The organism is Saccharophagus degradans 2-40, from assembly GCF_000013665.1.
Classification (GTDB): domain Bacteria; phylum Pseudomonadota; class Gammaproteobacteria; order Pseudomonadales; family Cellvibrionaceae; genus Saccharophagus; species Saccharophagus degradans.
In genome coordinates this window covers 3,217,501-3,243,455 of sequence record NC_007912.1, presented here as the reverse complement: position 1 = coordinate 3,243,455, position 25,955 = coordinate 3,217,501, and the positions used below count along the sequence as shown (strand labels likewise).

Below are 25,955 nucleotides of genomic sequence, written 5' to 3'. Positions count from 1 at the left end.
TCATTGTTGGGTTTCAAGAAGCTCAATCCGTAAGCTTGTATAAATGGTATAAGTTAGCGAATAGTTTTTTAAGAGGTTAATTCGCTTCTGGTTGTGAGATATTGACTATTCATCTTGCCAGTCTTTAGCCAAACCGAGTTTACTTAGTCGATAACGAAAAGATCGAAAGCTGATGCCCAGTTTTTTGGCTGCTAATGTTTTATTCCAGCGGACTTGTTCTAGTACTTCACTTAATATTTCTTTTTCTATTTCTGCTAGGTAGTCGTCCAACGATTCGTATTGCTGGGATTGTTTATAGTGATTGACCGTTCCTGTGTAGGAAGAAGCGCTTTCTATTTTGGGTGAACTTGATAGCTGAAGGTCTGTGTCTTTTATTACATCTTCCTCACACAACGTGTAAGCGCGCTCTAAAATATTTTCTAGCTCACGTACGTTGCCCGGGAAGCTATATTGTTTAAGCGCGTTAATGGCGCTCTTATCTAATTTGGGCGGTGTTTCGTCGGGGCCTATAATTTTTTTAAGTACATGTTTGGCGAGTACTTCAACGTCATCTGTGCGATCGCGAAGCGGTGGTACGGCCAGTTGTATAACGTTAAGTCTGTAAAATAAATCTTGGCGGAAGTCGCCTTTTTGAACGAGTTCTTCTAAGTTTTTGTGCGTGGCGCAAAGTATGCGTACATCGGTGCTTATTTCGGCTTCTGCACCCACGGGGCGTACCGCTTTTTCTTGTATAGCACGTAGTAATTTTACTTGCATGTCTAACGGCAAATCGGCAACTTCATCTAGAAATAGCGTACCGCCTTCAGCAGCTTGAAAAATACCTTGTTTGTCTTGCACTGCCCCCGTAAAAGCCCCTTTTTTGTGACCAAACAATTCACTTTCCATTAGTTCTTTTTGGATGGCGCCGCAATTAACGGGCATAAACGGTTTGTTGCTGCGGGGGCCAAGCTCGTGGATTGAGCGTGCGACTAATTCTTTACCGCTACCGGATTCGCCACTTATGTAAACAGGCGCCTGTGAGCGGGCTAGCTTTTTAATACTGCCCGTCAATTTTTGTATGGCTGGAGACTTGCCAATAATGCGAGTATTTTCGTCGCATTCCTCTTCGGGTAGTTCGCTAGATGCAATAGCCGTGGCAACGAGTTTACGCAGGCTGGCTAGGTCGACGGGCTTATTTAGAAAGTCAAATGCACCAGCTTTCATGGCTTGAATTGCTATATCCATATTGCCGTGTGCGGTTATTAGCGCCACCGGCAAGCTGGGCGAATGCTGTTGAATATAATGCACAATATCTATGCCGTTGCCGTCGGGCAGTTTCATGTCGGTTAGGCATAAATTGTATTTGTTTTTACTTAGCTGGGCTTTAGCTTCAGCTACATCGGCAGCAGTATCGGCAGCTATGTCCATTCTGCTTAAGGTAATAGTAAGCAGTTCGCGAATATCTGGCTCGTCATCAATAACCAATACTTTTGGTTGTGTCGTCATTATATTTTTCTCTGGTGGTGCGAAAAGCTTATTCTAAAGCAGCTTTGATTGTCTTGTGTGCGGTTGTAGTGCAACGAGGCTTGGTTAATTTCACATAGCTCTTTGGAAATATACAGCCCTAGCCCTGTACCTTTATCGTCCGTTGTAAAGAATGGGTCGAATATTTGTTGCAGTTGGTGCTCAGGGACGCCCGCGCCAAAGTCGATCACATCTATATAGGGGGTGTGATCGTTAACACTTATATTTGCGCAAATTTTAATGCGTGCTTCCCCTGTTAGCAATTTGCTGTGTCGCAAACCATTTTCGCACAAGTTGGTAAGTACCTGAGTAAGTTGCGAGGGGTCTGCTTTAGCTTGAATTTGAGCGTGCACTATATGTAAGTCTATTTTGCCTTCAATCGCGAGCTTAAACGAGTTAATAAAGTGTGGCAGCCAAGTGGCCAAGTCGAGCATTTCTGGTTTAGGTTCTTTTCGGCGTGACAGGATCAGGGTGTTATTAATAATTTGGTTTACACGCTCAGAATGCTGCAAAATAATTTCGGTTAAGCGATTGTCGCCAGCATCGATGGTCTCGGACTCTTTCAGTAGCTGAGCAGCATGGGCGATTGCTCCGAGAGGGTTGCGTACTTCGTGCGCGATACTCGCTGTGAGCCTACCTAGAGATGCAAGCTTTAACTGTTGAGCTTGCTGCACTATGGCGCGGTGATCTTCTATATACAAAATAGTGCGCGCAAGTTCATTCGTTTCAAGTTGTGCAAAGTTTATACGCACCTCATGCCCGTCACGCAATGTATGTACCTTGGGTAAACCTACAATGGGGTTGTACTGCCATTGCTGGAGCATATCTTCCAAATTAGAGAAATCAGAGAGTGGGGCGCCTATGTAGGCGGTGTCTTGCGGTAAATCTAGCAGTTGCAGTGCAGATTCATTAATCAGCTCTATTTTGTTTTCGCCATCTATAACTACAACGCCGGTGCGCATACGTGTGACGATATGTTGTGCCAATTTTTCTAAGTGTTCTGCGTATTTTGCTTGTGTTACGGCCGCAATATCACTCGAGCGAATTTTCTCGGTTAAATACAAAAAAGTAATTGTGGTGGCAAACACCAGAATGCCAAGAATACCGGTAGAAAATAGGCCTTTGGTAAGGTCTTTGGGGTCTTGGGTAATGTAGATGGTTTCTGCAATAAGAAACAAAGTAATAAGTGCTGCGTAGGCTAAAGCAAGTTGACCGCGGATAAACACACTGGCCATGGCTGTGCATACAAGTAGTAAATAGCCCAAGCCGCTATCTGGGCCACCGCTAGAATGGATAACCAGTAGCATGGCAATAAGATCTAATACAAGTAAAAAAGTTAACCGGTGAAGCGAGCGCGTTAATAAACTTGGGCGAAAAACGTACAGCGAGCCAATGGATATGGCCGTATACAGTGCGATGGTCCAGCGAAACAACTCTGGTTCGTGGGTGCCCAGTGCATTCTGACCTAGGCCAGTTTCATACATGGCGAGCAAAATAGTCGAAAGGGCAACGCGGTAAAATAAATATACGCGCAGTAGTTGCGGGTTGTGTTGGTACTGGTTTTCCATAGGGCGTGTGCAGCTGTTGGGTTAACTTACTGTATAATGCGGCGCTGTATAGCTGGCCTTGTTTTAATCTTCGTCGTAATCGGCAAAAAACAGGGTTTAAGCACTAAGCAGATACTGGAGTATAGAGAAAAAATGTCAACACTAAACATTGCGCTTGCGCAGATAAACCCGCTAGTAGGGGATATAGACGGCAATACTCAGCTTATTATCGATGAGGCGCTGGCACTTGCGAACAAGCACGATGTGATTGTGTTTCCTGAGTTGACTTTAACTGGTTATCCGCCAGAGGATTTGCTGCTACGCCCTAGCATTGCATTGCGCGTAGATCGAGCAATTCAACAAATATTAGACTCAAATATTTCTGCTGCGGTGGTTGTGGGCTACCCCAAACGCGAAGGCGGGAAGCTATTTAATATGGCTGGTGTATTGGCGCAGGGGCAAGTCCTATTTGAATACGCAAAACAGTGCTTGCCTAATTATCAGGTATTTGACGAAAAGCGCTACTTCGAAGCGGGTAGCAAGCCTGGGGTATTCCAACTAAACGGTGTGAATTTGGGCTTATCCATTTGCGAAGATATATGGGATGGCTCTCCCTTGGATCAATTGCAAAGCGCAGATGTGCATGCAGTGCTCAATTTAAACGCTTCACCTTTTCATCAAGAAAAGCAAGCAGAGCGCGAAGCACTAATTGCAGCTCGAGCCAAAAAACTAGGTGCGCCAATTTTGTATGTAAACCAGGTTGGTGGCCAAGATGAATTGGTATTTGATGGTGGCTCCATGGTTGCCACCGCACAGGGCGAAATAGTGGGGCGTACGGAGTTATTCAAAAACGCCTGCTTGAGTGTTGAGCTAGATACCGCTACTAAGCAGGTATCGCCACAGGCAAGTAAGAGTGGTCACCCTGCAGACCCATTGGCCGATACCTATGAAGCCCTTGTGGTTGGTGTGCGCGATTACGTTAATAAAAATCGTTTTAAAGGGGTTGTACTGGGTTTATCCGGCGGTATCGATTCCGCGCTAACCTTGGCTATTGCTGTAGATGCTTTAGGTAAAGAGCGGGTAGAAGCGGTAATGATGCCCTTTAAATACACCTCTCAGTTAAGTTTAGATGGCGCCGAAGACGAAGCACGTAGATTGGGGGTTAAGTACCGCGTTATCCATATAGAACCCATGTACGATGCGTTTACGCAGGCATTAAACGAGGCGTTTGAAGGCCAACAAAAAGATACAACCGAAGAAAACATTCAAGCTCGCTCGCGTGGTGTGTTGCTAATGGCTCTGTCGAATAAGCTAGGGTATTTGGTACTTACAACAGGCAACAAAAGCGAAATGGCTGTGGGTTACGCCACACTGTATGGTGATATGGCGGGCGGCTTAGATGTACTTAAAGATGTGCCTAAAACCCAAGTGTTCGCACTTTCGCGCTATCGCAATACATTGGGCGAGGTGATACCGCCCGCGGTAATAGATCGCCCGCCGTCAGCCGAATTGGCGCCAGACCAAAAAGACGAAGACTCTTTGCCGCCCTATGAAATACTCGACCAAATACTCGAACTGTATATCGAGCAAGATGAAAGTGCAGAAAGTATAGTGGCAAAGGGCTTTGATAAAGAGCAGGTTTACCGCGTTTTACGCCTAGTGGATTTAAACGAATACAAACGCAGGCAGGCGCCGGTAGGCATTCGTATTAGCAAGCGCGCCTTTGGCCGAGATAGACGTTACCCCATTACAAATGGTTGGAAAGTGGGGGATTAGTCGGGAATTAAATAGTTGCTTTAGCCCAAAGGTAATCAGAGGACACAAAAAAGCCCAGATTTTCTGCCCTTCAGAGTGATGACAAACCTGACCTAAGTAATGCAGCGAGTAAATTCTTAGGGTGGAAGATCAAAAATGCTCAATTCATGGACGAATTGAGCAAGTTATAGGGACATATTCATACGTTTTTTGAGCTTTCACCCTAAGAGTTTACGGATTTAGAATGATTAAGCCCTTCGCAGAAATAATAGACGGGTTTAAATAAACTTCACCCATAAAAAAGGCCAGAAATTCTGGCCTTTTTTATGGGTGAAGTTTATTACTTGTGTGATTTTAAGCAGCAGGAGGTGCTGGCGGCGCTTCAGCATAGAAAGGGTCATACTGCTTGCGCGAATCAAATTTAATAACAGGGCGTTTATCGAATAGCCCAAATGTTACATAGCTTACCCAGCTGCGCTTTTTAGCGGTGGAGTATTCAAAGTTAAACTTACCGTTTTTAATGGCTGGGTGGTTAGGGTAGTTGGCGATTAGCACTTTTACTGCGTCGTTAGCTAGCTCGGGCATGTTCAGCATGTGGTAGCCCATCGCCATTACGGCTAAACCATCGGGTACTGCTGGTGTGCCTTGCATGTTTTCCACTACATAGCGGCCGCGATTTGCTGCGGCTAGGTATGCTTCGCGCTTAAAGTAATAGTTGGCTACGTGAATTTCGCTGCGAGCCATGGTGTTGCGCAGGTAAATCATACGTTTTTGCGCATCCAGTGCGTAGGGGCTATCGGGGTAGCGGTTTAAAAACTGGTTAAAGTAGTTAAACGCTTCGCGCGCTGTACCAATATCGCGCTGTGTAACATCGGTGGGCAGGAAGGAAGTAATTGCTGTATCGTTACTAAAGCTTGCTACACCGCGCATATAGTAGGCGTAATCCACACTGCGGTGTTGAGGGTGCAATCGTATAAAACGGTCTGCAGAAGCAATAGCGGCTTCGTGCTCATCTGATTGGTAGTAGGCAAAAATCAATTCAAGTTGTGATTGCTCCGCGTACACGCCAAAGGGATAATGCTCCTCTAAAAGCTGTAAGTACTCTACGGCTGCGTCCCAACTGGAATGGTTTAGGGCGTATTGAGCCCGTTGGTATATGTCCTTTTCGCTACCTGCTGCAATTTTGTCTTTCTCGCTAGCACAGGCGCTTAGCACCAATATAATGGTGATTAGACCACCCAATAATCCAAATTTACGCATGTTACTTATTAGCTCTTTGTTATTACTTTCGTATTTACCAACTGCGCCGAGGTGTTGCCCAGTGATTAATTTATGTGCCCATTGGGCGCACGTACTACCAACTATTCAACCCTTTCTGGCGTTTACGGCCTGCTTAGAGGCGCACAAGTGTAATCGAGTGACCGACAGGGTACAAACACTATGTCGATAAGTGCAGCCCTAACAGCCCGAGTACCTCAAGAAATGGCGGGTAATCGCTTGGATCAGGTTTGTGCCGATTTGTTCCCTGATTACTCCCGTTCACGCATCCAGCAATGGATAAAAAGTGGAAAATTACTGGTTGACGATAAAACCGGTAAGGCCAAACAAAAGGTGTTTGGTGGCGAAAACTTGGTTCTCGAGCCCGAATTGCAAGAAGAGGGCGAGTGGCTGCCCGAGCCAATAAACTTAAATATTGTGTACGAAGATGAGCATATTCTTGTAATAAACAAGCAAGCCGGCTTAGTTGTGCACCCTGCTGCAGGTAATTGGTCTGGAACCCTACTAAATGGCTTGTTACACCACGTGCCAAGCCTTGTGAATGTGCCGCGCGCGGGCATAGTGCACCGCTTAGATAAAGACACCACGGGCTTAATGGTAGTAGCCAAGTCATTGCCCACCCAAACCCACCTTGTGGCGCAATTGCAGGCCCGAACGGTATCGAGGCATTACCAAGCTGTAGTGCATGGCACTTTTGCAGCAAAAGATAAGCTGGGAACGGTAGACATTGCCATAGGCAGGCACCCAACTCAGCGGGTAAAAATGGCGGCATTAGAAAACAGCGGCAAGCCTGCGGTTACCCATTATCGCGTAGTAAAAGATCTACAAGGGTTTGCCCATGTGCATTTACAGCTAGAAACCGGCCGCACCCATCAAATAAGGGTACATATGGCCCACATTGGTTACCCGTTGGTTGGGGATCAGGTATACGGTAAAAAAGTCCCTACAAAGGTGCGCAATCACAACCCTGGTGCTGTGCATGCCGAAGCCTTCCCTCGCCAAGCTCTACACGCTTGGCGATTAAGTTTGGTTCACCCTGTAACCGAAGAAACGGTTTTTTGGGAGGCGGATTTACCAGAAGATATGGTGCAACTCATTGATCAGCTTGCGGAGGGCGAGGGTGATTGAGCCTATTATTCCCCATTGGCCAGCGCCAGCAAATGTAAGGTCGTTAATTACTACTCGGCAAGGAGGGGTAAGTAAAGCTCCCTATAATAGCTTTAACTTGGCTACCCATGTAGATGATGCGCCACAAGCCGTAATGCAAAATAGGCAAATTCTAACTCGTGAGCTGGGGTTAGATGTGTGCTGGCCAACGCAAGTGCACGGTGTAGACATTTATGAGTTACAACTAAAAAGCGATCTCGCTGCCAGCCCTCAAGCTGATGCCGTTGCAACCAAACAATACAATACCGTTTGCGCAGTGCAAACCGCCGATTGTTTACCTCTATTAATGTGCGACAAAAAAGGCTCGCAGGTGGCCGCAATTCACGCAGGCTGGCGTGGGCTAGCTACGGGGATAATTGAAAAAACTGCGCTTGCGTTCGATACTAACCCTAACGAATTACTAGTGTATTTGGGCCCAGCTATTTCGGCACAGCATTTTGAGGTGGGGCCAGAGGTTGTAAACAGTTTTCGCCAAGTGGCTGTCAAAAACAATTGGCCGACGAAATGGCAAAATGCGATTAAGCCGCATACAAAAAATACCAGTAAAGCGTATTTGGACCTTTACCTATTGGCTACTGCTGCACTAAATAGCGTTGGGGTTGATGCTATATATGGTGGCGATTACTGCACCTATGCAGATGAACAACGTTTTTATTCGTATAGACGGGATGGGCAGTGCGGCAGAATGGCCAGCCTAATATGGCTGGCCGCATAGTTGCTTAATGAGAGCCACGTAAAATATAGAGGCTACTTAGCAAAAGCGTCTAATTGCTCCGCAATATTACTGCTCCATTTACCCATTAGCCTTTTGAAGTAACGGTAATTGGTCGCGCGCGTGGCCAGTTCTGTGCGGGTAAAGTCGGTGTAGTCTGTTTCGCGACGGTCGTACACTTCGGCGATAAGTTTATTGGTTTTGGTGTTGTAAATATCTAAATCTAGTGCTGCGTAACCGGCGGTGTAAACGTAGGTTTTCTTAAAGCCATCGTCAGGCCCAAAAATATTTAAACTTAATATCTCCGGCGCGAGCGTAATGTCCGCAGCCTCCGCTGTTTCAACCACTTCGAAGCGCTCGTTCTTTTCTAGCGCTTTAACCAATTGATCGCGTAATAGTTTGCTATAACGCTCTTTTGTGGCCTCTTTGTAACGTTCTGAAACCTCGGTGCGATTGTCGCGCAGCCAGCGCTTGTCAAAACTTACCGTAATCGGCTCTATAAAAACTTTTTTCGCGTTAGGTAGCGCAACGTTTTCTGCTACCGAGAACTTATCAAAAAAGTCGTGCTTCACTTCGGTAAGTTCGGGCTTAACAGTTTGTACCTGGGGTTTTGGTTCTGCGTGCGCAAAGCTGGTAAACAGCCCTAATGCTATGCACGTGGTAAGTATTTGGCATGTTTTGGCAATGTTAAAGCGTTTCATTTTCTACCTCTCATTTCTCTCCGCTACGTGTAAGTATGGCCTATGCGGCTGTGCTGCGGCTCGCTTCAAATCGGCGTCGTAGGCTTGCGGCAGGCCCACTACTATGACAACAGTTTTAACAGAAGGTGGGTGATTGAAATGTACCCAATTGTAATATTTTATTGAGGGTGAACGAATCTTAGCATTCTAAAGTGAAAAATGGCGCTATTTTAATCTGTTGTATTCCTTGCGTATGCCCCCAATTATAGTTGTAACGTTAGGTTTTTGTAGGAACCCTGTTTTATGAGAATTGATCGATTAACTAACCAACTTCAAGTTGCCTTGTCGGATGCTCAATCTCTGGCCGTTGGCCGCGATCATTCGCAAATTGAATCCATACACCTTATGCAGGCCATGCTAGACCAGCAAGGTGGTGCAGTGCGGCCGCTATTAGCTCGCGCGGGTTTTGATGTGCCCGGTTTGCGCAACGAATTAACCAAGCAGCTAGAAGCGCTGGCAACCGTAACTAATCCAACCGGCGATGTGAACATGTCGCAGGAGTTGGGGCGCTTACTAAACCTTGCAGACAAATACGCGCAGAAAGTGGGCGATAAATTTATCTCTAGCGAAGCGGTGTTGTTTGCCGGCATTTCAGATAAAGCCAGCAACTTAGGTAAATTACTTAATACATACGGCCAGCCAGACAGGTTAAAGCAAGCTATAGCCGCCGTACGCGGCGGTGAAACCGTGGACGACCCCGAGGCCGAAGGTAACCGTCAAGCTTTAGAGAAATTCACAGTGGACCTTACTGCGCGTGCAGAGGCCGGTAAGCTCGACCCCGTTATTGGTAGAGACGATGAAATCCGTCGCACAATTCAAGTGTTGCAGCGCCGCACCAAAAATAACCCTGTGCTAATAGGTGAGCCCGGTGTAGGTAAAACCGCCATTGTAGAAGGCTTGGCGCAACGCATTATTAATGGCGAGGTGCCAGAAGGCCTAAAAAATAAACGTTTATTATCGTTAGATTTAGGCTCGCTGTTGGCGGGCGCAAAATTTCGCGGTGAATTTGAAGAGCGTTTAAAAGCTGTGCTTAATGAGCTTTCCAAGCAAGAAGGGCGCATTATTTTATTCGTAGATGAGTTGCACACCATGGTGGGGGCGGGTAAAGCCGACGGCGCTATGGATGCAGGTAATATGCTAAAACCAGCGCTGGCGCGTGGTGAGTTACATTGCGTGGGCGCAACAACGCTAGATGAATATCGCCAATATATTGAAAAAGATGCTGCCCTTGAGCGCCGCTTCCAAAAAGTACAAGTGGATGAGCCAAACGAAGAAGACACCATCGCTATTTTGCGCGGGTTAAAAGAGCGCTATGAGGTTCATCACGGTGTAAATATTACAGATTCCGCCATTATTGCTGCGGCGAAATTGTCGCAACGCTATATCACCGATAGACAACTGCCCGATAAAGCAATTGATTTAATTGATGAATCCGCTAGCCGTATTCGCATGGAAATTGACTCCAAACCGGAGGAAATGGACAAGCTAGAGCGCCGCTTAATTCAATTAAAAATTGAGCGCGAAGCGGTTAAAAAAGATGAAGACATCGCCTCTAAAGAACGACTCAAAAAAATAGACAGTCAAATTAATGAAATAGAAAAATCGTTTGCAGATTTAGATGAAATTTGGCGGGCAGAAAAAGCCGCGCTGCAGGGGTCGCAAGAAATTAAATCGCATTTAGAAAAGGCGCGATTAGACCTAGAAGCCGCGCGTCGCGCTGGCGATTTAGGGCGCATGTCTGAATTGCAGTACGGCATTATTCCAGATTTAGAAAAACAACTAGATATGGCCGCGCAAGCCGATATGCATGAAATGAAATTATTGCGCAACAAGGTTACCGAAGAAGAAATTGCGGAAGTAGTGTCCAAATGGACGGGTATTCCGGTTTCTAAAATGCTAGAGGGTGAGCGCGATAAACTATTGCGTATGGAAGACGATTTGCACAAGCGTGTAATTGGTCAGCACGAGTCTGTTGTGGCTGTCTCTAACGCTGTTCGCCGTTCGCGCGCAGGCCTTTCTGACCCGAACCGCCCCAATGGATCATTTTTGTTTTTAGGCCCTACAGGTGTAGGTAAAACCGAGTTGTGCAAAGCGTTGGCAGAGTTTTTATTCGACAGCCAAGATGCCATGGTACGCATTGATATGTCGGAATTTATGGAGAAACACTCCGTTGCCCGTTTAATTGGTGCGCCCCCTGGGTACGTAGGTTACGAAGAGGGCGGCTACTTAACCGAGGCGGTGCGCCGCAAGCCCTATTCGCTCGTATTGCTAGATGAAATTGAAAAAGCGCATCCAGACGTATTCAATATTTTGTTGCAAGTATTAGAAGATGGCCGCTTAACGGATGGCCAAGGTAGAACTGTCGACTTCCGCAACACGGTGGTTGTAATGACGTCGAACCTAGGCTCCAGTGCCATTCAAGATATTGCGCAAAATAAATCTTTCGATACGATCAGTTTCGATAACGAATCTGGTGCCGAGGAGCAGAACCAATACCGTTACCAAGCTATGAAAGATGCGGTAATGGAGGTGGTAACAGGTCACTTCCGCCCAGAATTTATCAATCGTATCGATGAGGCTGTAGTGTTCCACCCATTGGCACAGCAGCAAATAGCGGGCATTGCCGATATACAACTGGAAACATTACGCAAGCGCTTGGCAGAAAGAGATTTACGCTTGAACGTAACACCAGAAGTAATGGCGAAGCTGGCGGAGGCGGGCTTCGACCCTGTATACGGCGCAAGGCCGCTAAAAAGAGCTATACAACAGTTGGTAGAAAACCCCTTGGCGCAACATATATTGAAAGGGGAGTTTATCGCTGGTGACACCATCAGCGCCACGCTTGAAGAAGGTGAAATTACCTTTAGAAAGTAATGGCTGCTCGCTTGCCGGGGTTCGCATAGCACGAGCCCCGCTTTCCTCTCTTCCTATCTGCACAGTGTTTGCCCTTCGCGCGTTGCTTTTTGGTAAACAAATTGATCGACCATCCTTTTGGTGTTTTTCTGCTCGTTCTCGCTCTGGATTGTACTTATTTTTTGTTTAAAAAGTGTTACCGCTGTCTAAACCTGCTTTATTTGTGATATGCGTCACAATAATGAGTGCTTAAAAGAGGTTATTGGTCGTAATAATTGGTTTTATATATGTAAACCTATTTGTCTTTCCTGTTTCTATATTCGCGCTAGAAATATAACCAATTAAATTAAATCGATTAACTTGTTACCTGCGTTACCTTGTGTAACGAAAGGTGCATCAATTTAACCTTAGTGTTTTATTGACAATATCTGTGGTGGTGCCCACTTGCCGTAATATCTAGCGGCTCGGCTGTTCAGGCTGGGTGCCTTGAGTTGTAGTCTTCTTTTATTTAAAAAATTCTAAGCCGTTTTTACAAATATGCGCTGTAAGAAGAATGTGTAGTTAACTCAGTTTGGCTTCATAAAAAATAATTAAGTAGATACTACGGGATTGTATATGACATTCATCAAAATCATGGGCGCAGGTGCGTTAATAGCTTCTGCGTCGCTCGCGAATGCTGCAACTTTTGTTTTAGAAAAGGTAAATACAGGGTTTTCCGTCGACGGTGGCAACGGCGCTGTGGAGGCGCGTCAGGTTTACCTTTGGGAAACAAATACCAATAACGTCAACCAGAACTGGGTTCAAATTAGCCATGGTGGCGGTTACTACTCCTATAAAAAACAAAATACGAATTTATGCTTAGACGGTGGCAGTGGTGGTGCCCGCCTTCAGCCTGTCACACTAGAGGTGTGTGATTCGAGCAATTACGACCAGCACTGGAACAAAGTGAAAGTATACACGGGCACCGAAATTTATCGCATGGAAAAGCGCAATGCACCGGGTTTCTCTATAGATGGTAACGGTGGAGCGGCTGCAAGGCAGGCGATTTATTTATGGAATTCAAACAGTAATAACGTTAACCAGCAGTGGGAATTTATTCGCACAGATGAAGATACAGGTGATGGCAAGCTTGCTATTGCAACTGCATTTGACGACGGTTCAAGTCACAGCAGCTACCCAGCATCAAAAGCCATTGACGGCAACACCGCTTGGGCTTCGCGCTGGGCTGCTTCTGGCTCGCCAGTAAATCTAACTATTCAGCTTGAACAAACTAGCCGCGTAACTGAAGTGGGCATTGCATGGGGGCAGGGCGGCTCTCGCGCGTATACGTTCGAAATCTATGCGCGACCAGGCACTAGCGGCTCTTGGACAAAAGTGTTTGATGATGTGAGTAGCGGTTCGACGGCGGGTATTGAAGTGTTTGATATTACTGATATTGATGCTCAGCAAATTCGAGTAAAAACTTTTGAGAATACTGCTGGTACCACTTGGACGAATATTACCGAGGTTGAAATTTATGGGGCTGATGGCGGGTCATCTAGCAGTTCTAGTTCATCTAGCTCTACGTCTAGTACTAGTTCTACTTCCAGCACAAGTTCTAGCTCGGGCGGGTTTAACCTGAACCCTAACGCGCCTCCTTCAAGTAATTTTAACCTTTCTCAGTGGTACCTCAGCGTGCCTACCGATACAGATGGTAGCGGTACGGCAGACAGCATTAAAGAAGGTGAGTTGAACTCGGGCTACGAGAATAACAGTTACTTTTACACGGGTTCTGATGGTGGCATGGTATTTAAGTGTCCAATTTCTGGCTATAAAACATCTACTGGTACCAGCTATACGCGCACCGAATTGCGTGAAATGTTGCGTGCGGGTAATACATCAATTGCTACCAGTGGTGTAAATAAAAATAACTGGGTGTTTGGTTCGGCACCTAGCAGTGCGCAGGCAGCGGCTGGCGGTGTTGACGGCAACATGAAAGCAACCCTAGCAGTGAATTATGTAACAACCACGGGCGATAGCTCACAGGTGGGGCGCGTCATTATCGGTCAGATTCACGCCGAAAAAAACGAGCCTATTCGCCTGTACTATCGCAAGCTACCCGGTAACTCTAAAGGCGGTATTTATTACGCTCACGAAGATGCCGATGGCGGTGAGGTTTGGGTAGATATGATTGGTTCGCGCAGCAGTAGTGCTTCTAATCCTTCAGATGGCATTGCATTGAACGAGGTGTTTAGCTACGAGATTGATGTAACTAACAATATGTTAACTGTGAAAATTTACCGTGATGGTAAATCAACAGTAACAAGCCAGTACAACATGGTTAATAGTGGTTACGACGACTCCGACGATTGGATGTATTTCAAAGCGGGCGTATACAATCAGAACAATACTGGAAATGGTTCAGACTATGTGCAAGCGACGTTCTACTCGCTTACGCATACTCACGACTAGCTCATAGAATGGCAACTACCGAGTAACGCAGAGGTTTTGTATGTTAGCGTTACTTGGCAATGAGGTTGAAGTTCAGTCAAATAAAAAGCCCGCGTCTGCGGGCTTCTTTGTGGTGAGCAATTAACTGCATTTAGGTTAGTTGCAGGTATCGGCTATAACCTGTTTGGTGGTGGCAATTTCTTTTTGGATTTCTTCAACGCTTAAATATTTAGTGCTCCCGTCCGCTTGTTTCATGCGGATGCGTCCGGGTTTTTCAAATACTGCTAGGCGTTTTCTTTCTTCTTCACAGCGCTCTTTTTTTAGTGCTTGCATTTCTGGGGTTAGTTCCACTTTAGGTTCTGTGTCTTCAGCTGTGTCGCCATTCGTTTGTGAGTTGGTGTTCGTATTGGCAGATTTAGATACACCGCCATAGGTCACTACTTTTTCGGCTTCTACACCTTTGGGTGGGGTGGAGCCGTAATGTATAACGCCATCTGCACCTTTCCAGCGCCAGTATTCTGCAGCCATCACTGTGGAAGCGCTGCTAAGTGCGCAGGCCGCAATAACGCAGCCGATGGTAAGAGTTTTAAATTTATTCATAAATCCTTCCTACGTTTTGCAGCTTTTACCTCATTACATTGGAGGGGGCGCCGCACAGTTATGCCTACTTTGGTGCCAGTATAACCAAATAATTGTAGCTGTTGTTGCTGCACGCCACAAAATTGAGGTCCATTATTACTGCTGTTTTGTTAAGTGGTTGCGATACCCGTCAATTTATCCAGTAAAATCTCCGTGTCTGGGTCAATATATTGCCGGTCACTAGAGGCTTCAAACCATTCAATGGTGGTACGTATGCCTTCACTAAATGGAATAATCGGTACAAAACTGGGTACTAGGCTGCGTATTTTGCTGTTATCGAACATCACGCTGTGGGATTTATCGCCAAGCAGGGTGCCCGTGTAGCTGGGTTCCAGTGTGCAAATGGTATCGCTGGCAACATGTATGAGATTGGGTTCTAAGCCAAGTGCTGCTCCAACGTGGCGATAAATCTGGTTCCAGGTAAGCACTTCGTCAGAGGTTATATGAACTGCTTCCCCTATTGCCGCTTCTAAGTTTAATAAGCCCACAAGGCCAAGGGCAAAATCTTCTGCGTGAGTGACTACCCATAGCGAGGTGCCGTCACCGTGTACCACCGTGGGTTTACCTAGCTTCATACGGTTTACTGCATTGTATTTATTCCCGCCGCCTAGGGTGATTGGTATTATAGTCGAATAGGTGTGGGAGGGGCGGACGATAGTGCCTGGGAAGCCCTTTTCTATGTGAGCACGCATAAGCGCTTGTTCGCCGGCAATCTTATCTCTTGAATACTGCCAGTAAGGGTTGCCTAGTGGCGTGTTCTCGGTAATGACGGGGGAGTGCTGAGGTAAGTCGTAGCAGGAGCCAGAGCTAATATAGATGTAATGTTTTGTCTTGCCCGAAAACAGCGCAATATCGCGCTCTACGTCTTTGGCGTTAAAGGCAATCCAGTTAACCACGCAATCCCATTTGTGTGGGGCAAGTGCGGTTTCTAGTGCCGCGCTATTGGTTACATCACAGGTAATTGTGCGTACGCCGTGCACGCCGCATACAGATTTACCGCGGTTAATGTGCCAAAGCTCTATGCCCTTTTCAACCGCAAGGCAGCTGCTCGCGGTGCTAATGTTTCCTGTTCCGCCAATAAAAAGTACTTTCATAATGGGAGACTTCTGGTTAAATGCGCGTTTATTTGTCAAATTTGCTAATTATTAAGTCTATCAGACGATGCGGGATTTGGCGGTTCTCTTGACATTAATGGCATACCTGAGAGAATGTCCCCCAATCACCAGGTGGCTAGTAGATTTGCCGAATAACCTCGGCCTCTTGCTCTGCTCTGGTAAGTCAACCGCTTACCAAACCATCCTGAAGTGCAAGGGTGCTAAACCATGCGCCCTTCCGGTAATAAGTAAATACTATTTATAGGTGTATTGGCCTAATAATGTTTGCTTTGAAGTGCGCCCACATCGCCCTTACCGGAACTTCTATTCCAGTTATTTGCCCTAATTACCCTCCATCGCTAGGTTAGAGGGGTACGGGCCTATTAAGCCGTTAAATACTCCATCATAGATGAAATATGATGGACATCAGAGGATAAAGCAGGTGGAAAAACTCTCCGGCGGAGACATGTTAATTCGCGCGCTTGCAGACGAAGGCGTTGAATATTTATTTGGTTACCCAGGCGGTGCCGCACTGCATATATATGATGCAGTATTTCGTCAGAAGCGAGTCCAGCACATTTTGGTGCGCCACGAGCAAGCTGCAACACACGCTGCAGATGGCTACGCACGTTCAACCGGTAAGGTGGGCACGGTGCTGGTGACTTCTGGTCCAGGTGCTACCAATGCCATTACGGGTATTGCTACAGCCTATATGGATTCAATTCCAATGGTTGTAATTTCGGGGCAGGTGGCTTCCGATAAGATTGGTGAAGACGCGTTCCAAGAAACCGATATGGTGGGGGTGTCGCGCCCAATCGTTAAGCACAGCTTTCTTGTTAAGCATGCCAAAGACATACCCGAGATTGTCAAAAAAGCTTTCTATATTGCTTCTACTGGCCGCCCTGGGCCTGTGGTTATTGATATCCCCAAAGATATTACTAACCCAGTAGATAAGTTTGAATACAGCTACCCAGACAAAGTAAAAATTCGCTCTTACACGCCTGCAGCGAAAGGTCATACTGGTCAAATCAAAAAGGCCGTTCAGCTTTTACTAGGCGCTCGACGCCCTATTATTTATGCCGGCGGCGGTGTTGTGCAGGGTAATGCTAGTAATCAACTTACTGAAATAGCCAAGCTACTTAACTTCCCCGTTACCAATACGTTGATGGGGCTAGGTGCATTTCCTGGTACCGATAAGCAATTTTTGGGCATGTTGGGCATGCACGGCACGGTAGAGGCGAATACAGCAATGCATCACGCCGATGTGATATTTGCCGTAGGTGCTCGCTTTGATGACCGCGTAACTAACACGCCGTCAAAGTTCTGCCCGTCTGCCAAAATTATTCATATTGATATAGACCCAGCATCAATATCTAAAACAGTAACCGCAGACGTGCCAATTGTTGGCCCCGTGGAAGGTGTGTTAGATGAAATGCTCGAGCTGGTTAAAGCTACTAAAGAGCGCCCAGATACCTCAGCGATTGCCTCTTGGTGGAAGCAAATAGACGAATGGCGCGACCGCTATAGCATCATAGATACCCCGCGTTACGACACGGGCGGCATGATTAAGCCGCAAGAAGTAGTGCGCATGGTTCACGAAGTGACAGGTGGCGACGCTTATGTGTGTTCCGATGTGGGTCAGCACCAAATGTTTAGTGCGCAGTACTACCAGTTTGATAAGCCGCGCCGCTGGATCAACTCTGGTGGCTTGGGCACTATGGGCTTTGGTTTACCTGCTGCGATGGGCGTGCAAATTGCACATCGTGACGCCAATGTGGTGTGTGTAACAGGTGAAGGCAGTATACAAATGTGTATTCAAGAGCTTTCTACCTGCACGCAGTATCACTTGCCGGTTAAGATTATTTGTATCAATAACCAAGCGCTAGGTATGGTTAGACAGTGGCAAGATATGCAATACGAAAGCCGCTACTCAGAAAGCTTGTACGAAGATTCTCTGCCAGATTTTGTTAAGTTGATGGAAGCCTACGGCCATGTTGGTATGAAGGTAACCAAGCGTGAAGAGCTTAAAAGCAAGCTAGAAGAGTGTTTTGCCATGAAAGACAAAACTGTGTTTATGGATATCTATGTCGACCCGAACGAGCATGTTTACCCCATGCAGGTAGCACCTAACGGTTCTATGCGCGATATGTGGTTGAGTAAGTCGGAGCGTACATAATGAGAAGAATCATATCTTTATTAATGGAAAACGAACCAGGCGCATTGTCTCGTGTAGTTGGCTTGTTTTCTCAGCGCGGTTATAACATTGAGTCTCTTACTGTGGCCCCAACCGAAGACAACACCTTGTCTCGCCTAACGCTAACCACTATGGGAGACGACCACAAAATAGAGCAGATAACCAAGCATCTCAATCGCTTGATAGACGTGGTTAAGCTGGTGGACCTTACAGAAGGTGCTCACATAGAGCGAGAGCTCATGTTGGTTAAAGTGCGCGCGACAGGCGCTCAGCGAGCAGAAGTTAAGCGTTGTGTGGATATTTTCCGCGGTCAAATAGTGGATGTAACCGCATCGGTTTACACCATTCAAATAACGGGTGCGAGTGAAAAGCTTGACTCGTTTTTCCAGGCTGTTGGCGAAGCCTCTATTGTTGAAGTTGTGCGTTCAGGCGTATCTGGCATCGCGCGCGGCGAAAAAGTACTAAGTCTCTAATCACTTTGAGTTGGCGCCAATGGCTATAGAGGTCATTGGCGCTAATTTCCTCCTCTTTTATTTAAACGCATTCTTAATCCTTTCTTTGGCGTCTGCATCCTTCTTCTGGGGCGGTTTACGCTTCTAAGTTTCTGAAAAACAATATAAATTTGATTTTAAGTTTGCCTGTAAACCCTTGTTTTGCTTGTTAATCTGCCTCTGTTCGCTTTTTATTCATTAATCAGATGTTGATTTACGCGAGAGGTTTGGTTATTGTTGTCATGTAAACGGTTACATTGGTTGCTGAGAGGCGCTTTTGTAGGTTTGCATTTTCTAAGGTCTTAAATTTAGGCGGTTACTAGGTAGCCGCTTTTTTTCTAAGCTATAACTGAACAAGCTTTTTAAGGCTACATGTACATAAAAATGCATATCGGTTACGCGGTTGGTGAGAGGTGGTCGCGTAACCCAAACGCCGGGCACGCTTTGGCGCGTCGGCGGCCTGAGGCATAGATTTCAGGCGAGAGTACCGAATTTACGTTTTAAACATAATAAAATATCGAGGAAAACTTCATGACGTTCACCAGCGGTATCCAGCATAAGAAAAAACTACTGGCGATGCTAATAAGCTGCGCGCTCTACAACACCTCTGCCTTGGCGCAAGAGGAAGACACTAGCACAGTGGAAGACGACGCAAACCTAGAAGAGGTTATCGTCACCGGCGTTCGCGCCTCCCAAGCCAAAGCTATTGATATTAAACGCAACTCTGCCAACGTAGTGGACTCTATTGTTGCGGAAGATATTGGTAAGTTGCCAGATACAACCATTACTGATTCGCTTCAACGTGTAACCGGTGTGCAAATTACTCGCTCAGCGGGTGAAGGTACATCGCTAAATATTCGTGGTATGCCACAGGTTCTCACAACCTTGAACGGCGAACAATTCCTAAGCCCTTGGGCAATTACTGGTGTGCAAGCGAACTATTCTGATGTGCCAGCAGGCATGATTAGTGGCGCCGACGTATATAAATCGCAATCTGCAAACGTACTTGCAGGCGGTATTTCAGGGGTTGTGGATTTAAAAACGTTGGACCCAACAAGTTTAGACGCGGGTTTTACTGGCAAGCTGCGCATTGAAGGCGCGACCGGATCTAGATCTAAAGATAAATACGAAGAAGATGGCTCGAAAAGTACTCGTGCCCCCGACCATAGCGTGAGCTTGGTGCTTGGCTTTAATGACGATGATCGCTTTTCCGTAGTCACAAACCTATATACAGCCAATTCATACGCTGCAAATTATTCAATGTACGAAGACCAGCGTTTGGCCTTTTTAGATGGTCAAGGCGGTACGCCTAGTGACCCTTACGATTTAGATGGCGACGGTGATTTAGTTAATGATTGGTATATAGTGCCTGGGGAGTACGGTGCTAGCAGTAGTTTTGTGGAGCGTGATCGTACTGGTGGTTCTATTTCTTCCGAATTTGTCATCAATGATAACTGGTCGGTTCGCGGCGATATTTTTTACACCGCAATGGAACAGTACAACCGTGGAGTAAAAGCGGGCTTTAACGGTAAATCTACTCCCGAGTCATTCCAGGCGGATGCTGATGCTGCGCTGTATCAAACAGATGTGTACAACACTTTGCAGCCAAATTCTATTGTTGGTGAAGGTTCGACTATTTCGTTTGTAGACTCCGATGGCGTCACGCAATATAGAGATTTGCATACTCTGCAAGTGGCTGAGGTATGGGCCGCAGATTTCCAAACATCATCTACTAATGAAATAGATAAAACTGCAGCGTTAAATACCAATTTAGAATTTAACTACACCAATAACGACAATATCGATGCATCGGTTCGCGCTATATATGCCAAAGCCGAAAAGCAATATCGTAAAGCGACGTTTCAGCAGGGTACACCTGCGTGGCTTTGGGTCGATGAAAACGGTGTTCCAGGGAAAGATCCTATCGATGGTTACCATGTAACTGTAGATTACCGCGGTGATATGCCTGCGTTCAGTTTCACAGATGATTTATCTAATGCCAGTTTATTAAAACAGTACCAAGGGTTTGCTGATGGCGCGAACACAGATGCAACACTTGGCGCTCTTCGTGGCGATATTAAATTAGCGTTAGATGGCGATTTTATTCAATCGGTATCTGGCGGTGTGCGATATAGCGAGCGCGAAGCAAATCATAATAAATTCTATTATGTAACGCGTACAGGGCGTTACACAGATTGGGAAGACCCTCGAGTGCCGGTGGATAAGCGCTACCGGTTATTGCCAGGTAATTTAATTTGGCAAAAATACCCTAACTGGTTGAAGTTTGATTATGCAGAGACAAACCCTAGTCTAATTGATATAGGCGGACTAGAAGACAATGGTTTCTCCGCAGCAGACACAACCGCGTTTAGAGATTTTGGCCCAATCAAAGGTTTTGAAGCTGGCGTTGCATCTTTGGACCCGGCCGATTGGGATAATCCCTATGAGTTTATGAACCGCCTGTACCCTGGTACTCAAACCGCAAGCGACCCTGGTTACACATACTCTGTTAAAGAGGCGTCAATCAATACCTACGCGCAGCTTGATTTTGGTAACGAGAGCGAAGGGCTATTTGGCATTCCATATCAAGGTAATGTCGGTTTGCAAGTTGTTACTGTCGACCGAACAGTAGAACAAATAGTTGTGCCAGAGGCTTTGGATTCATTTAACTCCATTGGTTATGACGATTGGCAAAAAATTGCTTTTGTTTCTGAAGTGGCTACACATGAAAACTCTCAAACTGAGCTTTTGCCGTCAATAAATTTAAATTTATTCCCTCGCGACGATGTGATATTGCGTGTTGGTGCATCTAAAACTATGACCCGTAACGATCTTGAAAATGTGGGTTCTAGTTTGGCGCTGTGGTATCAACAGTGTCCTAAAACCGATGAGAATGGCGAGCCTGTAATGGTGCTAAACCCATCCAACGGTACACAGGTGCAAGATACTGTAGGGTGTATTGGTGGTGGTAGTGATAATGGCCAGCCAGACATCAAGCCTTGGACCGCTACCGTATTTAATACGTCTGCAGAATGGTATTTCGATGAAAATGCCATCCTAGGTTTAGGTGTGTTTTTAATTAAGGTTGATAGTTCTGTAGAAAGCTTTCAAGAGCAGCGTCCATTTGTAGATTTAGATGGTATCGACCGCGACCGTGTAGCTAATGTTTGGACGACTAGAAACGTTGGTGCTTCCGACTTATTTGGTGCTGAGCTAGGTTACAAGCAGCCGTTTACTTTCTTACCTGGTGAGTTCTTAAGTTCTACTGGGGTAGAATTTAACTACACCTATTCTGATAGTGAGTCGGGCGGTGAGGATGTGGAAGGCAATGCTTTCCCGTTGCCATCAAACTCGCAACACCAATCTAACTTCATTTTGTGGTACGACAGAGCAGGGTTGAATGTTCGTTTGGCGTATAACTGGCGCAGTGAAGAGTACCTTGGCCGTGTAGGCGTGAATTCTAACGCTGCGGTTATGGAGCTTGGTCAGTGGTTAGAGCCTGCTGGTTACTTAGATCTTTCTGTGAATTATTGGGTGAACGAGCACCTTAACTTTTTCGCGAGCGGCAACAACTTAACAGAGCAAAGTAGAAAAAGTTATGCCCAATACGAAGGGCAATTTCACTCTCTATGGGTACAGGAAACACGTTACAGCATAGGTGTAAATCTATCGCTTTAATGGCTAACCCTGAACCTAACGGCCTTGTAAATAATAATGCAGCGAGGCCGAATACACTGAATATTTGGAGTTTGATATGAACACAAAAATAAAATTACTTTCATTTCTTGCGAGTGCAATGCTGTTGCAGGCATGTGGTGGTGACATGCTGGGCACCTCTGACAGCGAAGACTATAAATTGATTCCAGAAGAAGTAACGGAAGATCCAACTAAAGCTAGGCCGTCTGAAAATGCCCCCGTGTTAAAAACGAGTGGTACTACTATACAGCTACCAGATGGTACACCAGTGCTGCTGCGAGGTATTAACCTTCAATTTGGCGACAATCCTATTGAGCAAATAGATGGCATACAGGCTATTCGCGAAACAGGTTCAAACGTTGTGCGAATTCAATTGTTAGCAGATACATCTACAGCAAATTTAGAGGCGGTGCTAAATAAAGTTGTTGAGCATAATTTAATAGCTGTACTTAGTCTCTACGACGAAGCTTTACATTGTAAAGAAGATGATGAGGCATTTACGGATGCAGTTAAGCAAGTATGGCTTACCGATTTTCTTCCAATTATTGCTCAAGATCGTTATCAAGCAAATATTATGATTAACATCGCAAGTGGCTGGGGGCCTGAAGCCATTTTTGATGGGTATAGTGTAGGTTACAAAACGTATACCGATAACTATAAAGCAGCTATTCGTCAGTTCCGAAAGGCTGGGTTTAATGTGCCTTTGGTAATTGATGCCCCTGGATGTGGTGCTGACTTTAACGCTTTTTTAAGTAATCGCGGTAAAGAGCTTATGGCTGCGGATGATAAAGACAATCTTGTGTTGTCCGTGCACGGTTATGGTTCGCAGTGGAACACGGCTACTAAAGTTACGGATGCAATTAGCCAGCTTGCTGCGCAAAATATCCCTGTGCTAATGAGCGAGTTTGGTGGCTCTGGTGTCGGTGAAAAGCCTGTTAAACATATGGCGATCCTTGATAAAGGTGCAGGAGATTACGCCGCAGAAATTATTCTGCCATGGGCGAGCGCTACAGATAAAGTGGCTATGAATGTGCCATTCTCAGCACCTATCAATCTGACAAACACTGATGTGAGCTTTGACGTTAAGCTGGATGAAGCATATGTCACGGATGGTCAAATGGGGGTTGTAATGTACCTCCGAGATGTAAATGGAGAATATGCAAACTTAGCTTGGCACTCTGCCTCTGAATTTCCGGCTGGTGAATGGGCTACTAAATCTTATGCGATTCAGAATAATGCATCTTTCGGCTGGGCAAGTGAGGCGTTTGATATTACTGCCGTCGCTAAAGTTGGTGTTGAGTTGGTTGCAAATGGCAAGCTCGCCGAGGTTGCTGGCAGCGTTGTTATCGACAACCTTCGAGTGGCTGAAGGTAGTGGTGCAGTCGAGTTATACAGTCAAAGCTTTGATGATGATATTGCAGGTTGGGGCGTGCCTTGGACTGGCACAGTTGCTGCGCACGCTGACGGTGCTTTATCGCTAACCCATGACAATGGAGAAATTATTGCCCAGCTGGACGGGCTTGGTGGTGTAGTTGATTTTGCCCAGCCGGTTGTTATTAGTGGCAGGTTTTTTGTGCCTGCGGATTATGCTGGTTCATGGATGTACGCTAAATTTTTCAATAACGGCGAGGCATGGACAGAGGTTGGAATTACTGGGCTTACTCCTGGAGAGTGGACAGAAATTTCCGTCGAAACCGAATTTCCTGCAGCTGCTACCAGTGTAGGCATTCAGATTGGCAACATAGGTATTGCTGATGGGGCAACCATTACAGATTCCACAGAGCCTTTTTTGCTGGACGACTTTGCTATAAGTGGCGTAGCAGCTAATGACTCGTTCGAACTTGGTACGCAGTATATGGCGTCGTTCGATGAATCTGAAGATGGCTGGGCTTACTTGAGTTGGGGGGCGTCTGCTACTGTAGAGGCCATTGATGGCGCTTTGAATTTCTATCCAAATGCCAATGATGCGGTGAGAATAGTACTTTATAAAACCGACTTAAGTGCTATAGACGACTTGGATTTGCAGGACCCGTTCACCATTAAAACGCGAGTATTGATTCCAGATAGCTACACAGGACAGGCGTTCGAGTATCAGCTGTTTCTACAAGATGCTAACTGGCAAAATCATTTTGCAGCGAAAATTTGGAACCAAGATGAGCTTATCCCTGGTGAGTGGATGGACTTGGTGGTTGAGGTTGAGTTTCCTGCTGAATTCGATCGGGCTGGAATTCCTCAATACCTCGGTTTTGACCTGTCCTCCGAAGTTGCTTTACCACAAGACCCAATACTAATTGATGAAATAGTTTTTGAAGGCATGGTTCCAGTAGAAAAAGAAGTTGTGATCATTGATCAGGTAGATTTCTTCTACACTAACCACTTTACAGATTTTGCTATCGACTATATTGAGGGTGAAATATTAGAGGACGACATTCTGGAGCTTGCTTATATTCATCAGCGCAGCGAGCCATTCTCTTGGATAGCTTGGTCTTGGTACGGAAATGATATCGAAAATTCTGACTGGGATATGACCACCATAGTTGGCGACGCAACAGCCTTGACTGAACGTGGTGAAGATATCGTAAATGGTAAAGGTGGGATTGCAGGTAACTAGCCCGCTAACCGCTTTCTATTCTTTAATGGAGCTTAGCCCACAAGGCTAAGCTCACAGTGCAAGCCCTTGCTTATATTGCAAGCTCGATCCTAGAGCGGCACCTATAGGCAGGGGCTTTTTGTATGTGGGGTAATAGCTGTTAGTTTGGTTATTAGTTAGATTTAATTTGTGACCAAAAAGCATCAATGATTGGGCTGCGTAACCGCTTTTCTAAAACGCAGAGGCCCACGTTGAATGCCCCGAGGTTAGGCAAGCCTGTAAAGGGTTTTACTTTGCTTGCGAGGGGGCTGTTGTCTAGCACTATCTTAGGTAGAAGTCCTACACCTAATCCCAAGCTCACCATGCTTACAATCGCTTCGTTACCCGATACTTGTGCGTATATATTGGGTTTTATGGCGTTACTTTTATACCAGCTATCTAACCGTTGCCTTGCTAGCCCTCGCTCGGAAACGATTAATGGTAATCGTTGCAAGTAGTCTTTTTCGTGTTCTTTCTCTTCTCTAAAAAAAGCTTCACTGCCGCTGGGGCCTATAAATATTAGTTCTGACGCAGTGAAGCGTTTAAAGCACACGTCTTTGGGCATATTGGGTGTTTGAGCCGCAATCGCCATGTCTTCGTTGCCGGAGATTACCCGCTCCAAGGCGAGGGCTGGGTCCCCCGTATGTAGCTTAATTTCAATATCTGGCTGATGAGCTCGAAAATTTTTCAGCATGTCGAATAAAAAGCTGTAGCTCGCTGTTACAGAGCAGTAAATGCTTAGCGAGCCTTTGAGTTTATTGGCATCGGCCTGCATGGATTCTTGAGCGGTTTCCCATTGTTGAACAATATCGCGCGCAAACCCCAAAAACGTATTGCCTTGATGGGTGAGAGTTACGGTGCGATTGTCCCTCTCGAATAGGCGGTTATTAAGTTGAGCTTCTAGCTGTTGGATTGTTCTGCTTAGAGTGGATGGGCTTACATGACACAGCTCACTGGTGCGATTAAAGCTTAAGGTTTCTGCTAGAGAGATAAATAGCTTTAGCTTCTCAATGTCCATGGTTTGCCGCCTAATTTGTTGTTGCGTAAAGTGCAACATTATATTGCAAATAATTCATTTTACGTAACATTAAAAACTACCTACAATGCGTCCCAAATTTACTTACACTCAATTTGGAGTTACACCATGCAGGTTTATTACGATAAAGATTGCGATCTTTCTATTATCCAAGGCAAAAAAGTAGCCATCATTGGTTACGGTTCACAAGG

General features: G+C 45.9%; 17 protein-coding genes (1 of these 17 running past the window's edge). 10 read left to right on the top strand and 7 right to left on the bottom strand.

What is annotated here, in order from left to right:
• Nucleotides 1-105 precede the first annotated feature (105 nt).
• Both SDE_RS13395 and SDE_RS13390 read right to left on the bottom strand, forming a co-directional pair.
• Nucleotides 106-1,485 (bottom strand): sigma-54-dependent transcriptional regulator, encoded by a 1,380-nt coding sequence (locus tag SDE_RS13395; RefSeq protein ID WP_011469032.1) that lies wholly within the window; start codon nucleotides 1,483-1,485, stop codon nucleotides 106-108.
• The gene (locus SDE_RS13390) at nucleotides 1,485-3,071 is read right to left on the bottom strand and encodes a sensor histidine kinase (RefSeq protein WP_011469031.1); all 1,587 of its coding nucleotides are present in this window, start codon (nucleotides 3,069-3,071) and stop codon (nucleotides 1,485-1,487) included. Before SDE_RS13390 ends, SDE_RS13395 begins: the two co-directional genes overlap by 1 nt.
• Nucleotides 3,072-3,203: 132 nt before the next feature.
• Here SDE_RS13390 and SDE_RS13385 point away from each other — a divergent pair, with 132 nt between their 5' ends.
• Complete coding sequence (locus tag SDE_RS13385; protein ID WP_011469030.1) at nucleotides 3,204-4,826, top strand: NAD+ synthase; 1,623 nt, start codon at nucleotides 3,204-3,206, stop codon at nucleotides 4,824-4,826.
• Nucleotides 4,827-5,159: 333 nt separating this feature from the next.
• On the opposite strand, the gene SDE_RS13380 is transcribed toward SDE_RS13385, so the two are convergent.
• Nucleotides 5,160-6,065: an outer membrane protein assembly factor BamD gene (locus tag SDE_RS13380; protein WP_011469029.1), complete on the bottom strand. Its 906-nt coding sequence runs from the start codon at nucleotides 6,063-6,065 to the stop codon at nucleotides 5,160-5,162.
• A 180-nt stretch (nucleotides 6,066-6,245) separates the two neighbouring features.
• On the opposite strand from SDE_RS13380, the gene rluD reads away from it, so the two are divergent.
• Nucleotides 6,246-7,211, top strand: a complete 966-nt coding sequence (rluD, locus tag SDE_RS13375) for a 23S rRNA pseudouridine(1911/1915/1917) synthase RluD (protein WP_011469028.1) — start codon at nucleotides 6,246-6,248, stop codon at nucleotides 7,209-7,211.
• A complete protein-coding gene (gene pgeF / locus SDE_RS13370; RefSeq protein ID WP_011469027.1) occupies nucleotides 7,204-7,965 on the top strand; it encodes a peptidoglycan editing factor PgeF in 762 nt (253 codons plus the stop codon). The genes rluD and pgeF overlap by 8 nt, the downstream gene beginning before the upstream one ends.
• Before the next feature lie 32 nt (nucleotides 7,966-7,997).
• Here the strand turns inward: pgeF and SDE_RS13365 are convergent, their stop codons facing one another.
• Nucleotides 7,998-8,663 carry a DUF3313 family protein gene (locus SDE_RS13365; protein ID WP_011469026.1) on the bottom strand — a complete coding sequence of 222 codons (666 nt, stop codon included), beginning with the start codon at nucleotides 8,661-8,663 and terminating at the stop codon, nucleotides 7,998-8,000.
• Nucleotides 8,664-8,945: 282 nt separating this feature from the next.
• On the opposite strand from SDE_RS13365, the gene clpB reads away from it, so the two are divergent.
• Entirely contained in the window at nucleotides 8,946-11,576 is a 2,631-nt protein-coding gene (gene clpB / locus SDE_RS13360) for an ATP-dependent chaperone ClpB (protein WP_011469025.1), read from the top strand.
• 594 nt (nucleotides 11,577-12,170) lie between these two features.
• On the top strand, nucleotides 12,171-14,006 hold the full coding sequence (locus SDE_RS13355; RefSeq protein WP_011469024.1) for a polysaccharide lyase family 7 protein: 1,836 nt from the start codon (nucleotides 12,171-12,173) through the stop codon (nucleotides 14,004-14,006).
• Nucleotides 14,007-14,141: 135 nt separating this feature from the next.
• Here SDE_RS13355 and SDE_RS13350 read toward each other — a convergent pair whose 3' ends face one another.
• The gene (locus SDE_RS13350) at nucleotides 14,142-14,585 is read right to left on the bottom strand and encodes a DUF4124 domain-containing protein (RefSeq protein WP_011469023.1); all 444 of its coding nucleotides are present in this window, start codon (nucleotides 14,583-14,585) and stop codon (nucleotides 14,142-14,144) included.
• A 149-nt stretch (nucleotides 14,586-14,734) separates the two neighbouring features.
• On the bottom strand, nucleotides 14,735-15,718 hold the full coding sequence (locus SDE_RS13345; protein ID WP_011469022.1) for an NAD-dependent epimerase/dehydratase family protein: 984 nt from the start codon (nucleotides 15,716-15,718) through the stop codon (nucleotides 14,735-14,737).
• Between the two features lie 442 nt (nucleotides 15,719-16,160).
• On the opposite strand from SDE_RS13345, the gene SDE_RS13340 reads away from it, so the two are divergent.
• From SDE_RS13340 to SDE_RS13325, 4 genes are all read left to right on the top strand, one after another.
• Nucleotides 16,161-17,894 (top strand): acetolactate synthase 3 large subunit, encoded by a 1,734-nt coding sequence (locus SDE_RS13340; RefSeq protein ID WP_041324693.1) that lies wholly within the window; start codon nucleotides 16,161-16,163, stop codon nucleotides 17,892-17,894.
• Nucleotides 17,894-18,385, top strand: coding sequence for an acetolactate synthase small subunit (gene ilvN, locus SDE_RS13335; RefSeq protein ID WP_011469020.1), 492 nt, complete (start codon nucleotides 17,894-17,896; stop codon nucleotides 18,383-18,385). Before SDE_RS13340 ends, ilvN begins: the two co-directional genes overlap by 1 nt.
• Before the next feature lie 549 nt (nucleotides 18,386-18,934).
• Nucleotides 18,935-22,081, top strand: a complete 3,147-nt coding sequence (locus tag SDE_RS13330; protein WP_011469019.1) for a TonB-dependent receptor — start codon at nucleotides 18,935-18,937, stop codon at nucleotides 22,079-22,081.
• A gap of 76 nt (nucleotides 22,082-22,157) precedes the next feature.
• Nucleotides 22,158-24,710, top strand: coding sequence for a cellulase family glycosylhydrolase (locus tag SDE_RS13325; RefSeq protein ID WP_011469018.1), 2,553 nt, complete (start codon nucleotides 22,158-22,160; stop codon nucleotides 24,708-24,710).
• Nucleotides 24,711-24,861: 151 nt separating this feature from the next.
• Here SDE_RS13325 and ilvY read toward each other — a convergent pair whose 3' ends face one another.
• The gene (gene ilvY, locus SDE_RS13320; RefSeq protein WP_011469017.1) at nucleotides 24,862-25,746 is read right to left on the bottom strand and encodes an HTH-type transcriptional activator IlvY; all 885 of its coding nucleotides are present in this window, start codon (nucleotides 25,744-25,746) and stop codon (nucleotides 24,862-24,864) included.
• Between the two features lie 126 nt (nucleotides 25,747-25,872).
• Here ilvY and ilvC point away from each other — a divergent pair, with 126 nt between their 5' ends.
• Nucleotides 25,873-25,955 carry the beginning of a ketol-acid reductoisomerase gene (ilvC, locus tag SDE_RS13315; RefSeq protein WP_011469016.1) on the top strand. Its footprint extends 934 nt past the window's final position, so only the first 83 of its 1,017 coding nucleotides appear in the window; the start codon lies at nucleotides 25,873-25,875; its stop codon lies off the right edge, out of view.

Bases quoted from the DNA above. Each gene is read 5' to 3' on its own strand.
- SDE_RS13395 (WP_011469032.1), bottom strand. From the start codon at position 1,485: ATGACGACACAACCAAAAGTATTGGTTATTGATGACGAGCCAGATATT.
- SDE_RS13390 (WP_011469031.1), bottom strand. From the start codon at position 3,071: ATGGAAAACCAGTACCAACACAACCCGCAACTACTGCGCGTATATTTA.
- SDE_RS13385 (WP_011469030.1), top strand. From the start codon at position 3,204: ATGTCAACACTAAACATTGCGCTTGCGCAGATAAACCCGCTAGTAGGG.
- SDE_RS13380 (WP_011469029.1), bottom strand. From the start codon at position 6,065: ATGCGTAAATTTGGATTATTGGGTGGTCTAATCACCATTATATTGGTG.
- rluD (WP_011469028.1), top strand. From the start codon at position 6,246: ATGTCGATAAGTGCAGCCCTAACAGCCCGAGTACCTCAAGAAATGGCG.
- SDE_RS13365 (WP_011469026.1), bottom strand. From the start codon at position 8,663: ATGAAACGCTTTAACATTGCCAAAACATGCCAAATACTTACCACGTGC.
- clpB (WP_011469025.1), top strand. From the start codon at position 8,946: ATGAGAATTGATCGATTAACTAACCAACTTCAAGTTGCCTTGTCGGAT.
- SDE_RS13355 (WP_011469024.1), top strand. From the start codon at position 12,171: ATGACATTCATCAAAATCATGGGCGCAGGTGCGTTAATAGCTTCTGCG.
- SDE_RS13350 (WP_011469023.1), bottom strand. From the start codon at position 14,585: ATGAATAAATTTAAAACTCTTACCATCGGCTGCGTTATTGCGGCCTGC.
- SDE_RS13345 (WP_011469022.1), bottom strand. From the start codon at position 15,718: ATGAAAGTACTTTTTATTGGCGGAACAGGAAACATTAGCACCGCGAGC.
- ilvN (WP_011469020.1), top strand. From the start codon at position 17,894: ATGAGAAGAATCATATCTTTATTAATGGAAAACGAACCAGGCGCATTG.
- SDE_RS13330 (WP_011469019.1), top strand. From the start codon at position 18,935: ATGACGTTCACCAGCGGTATCCAGCATAAGAAAAAACTACTGGCGATG.
- SDE_RS13325 (WP_011469018.1), top strand. From the start codon at position 22,158: ATGAACACAAAAATAAAATTACTTTCATTTCTTGCGAGTGCAATGCTG.
- ilvY (WP_011469017.1), bottom strand. From the start codon at position 25,746: ATGGACATTGAGAAGCTAAAGCTATTTATCTCTCTAGCAGAAACCTTA.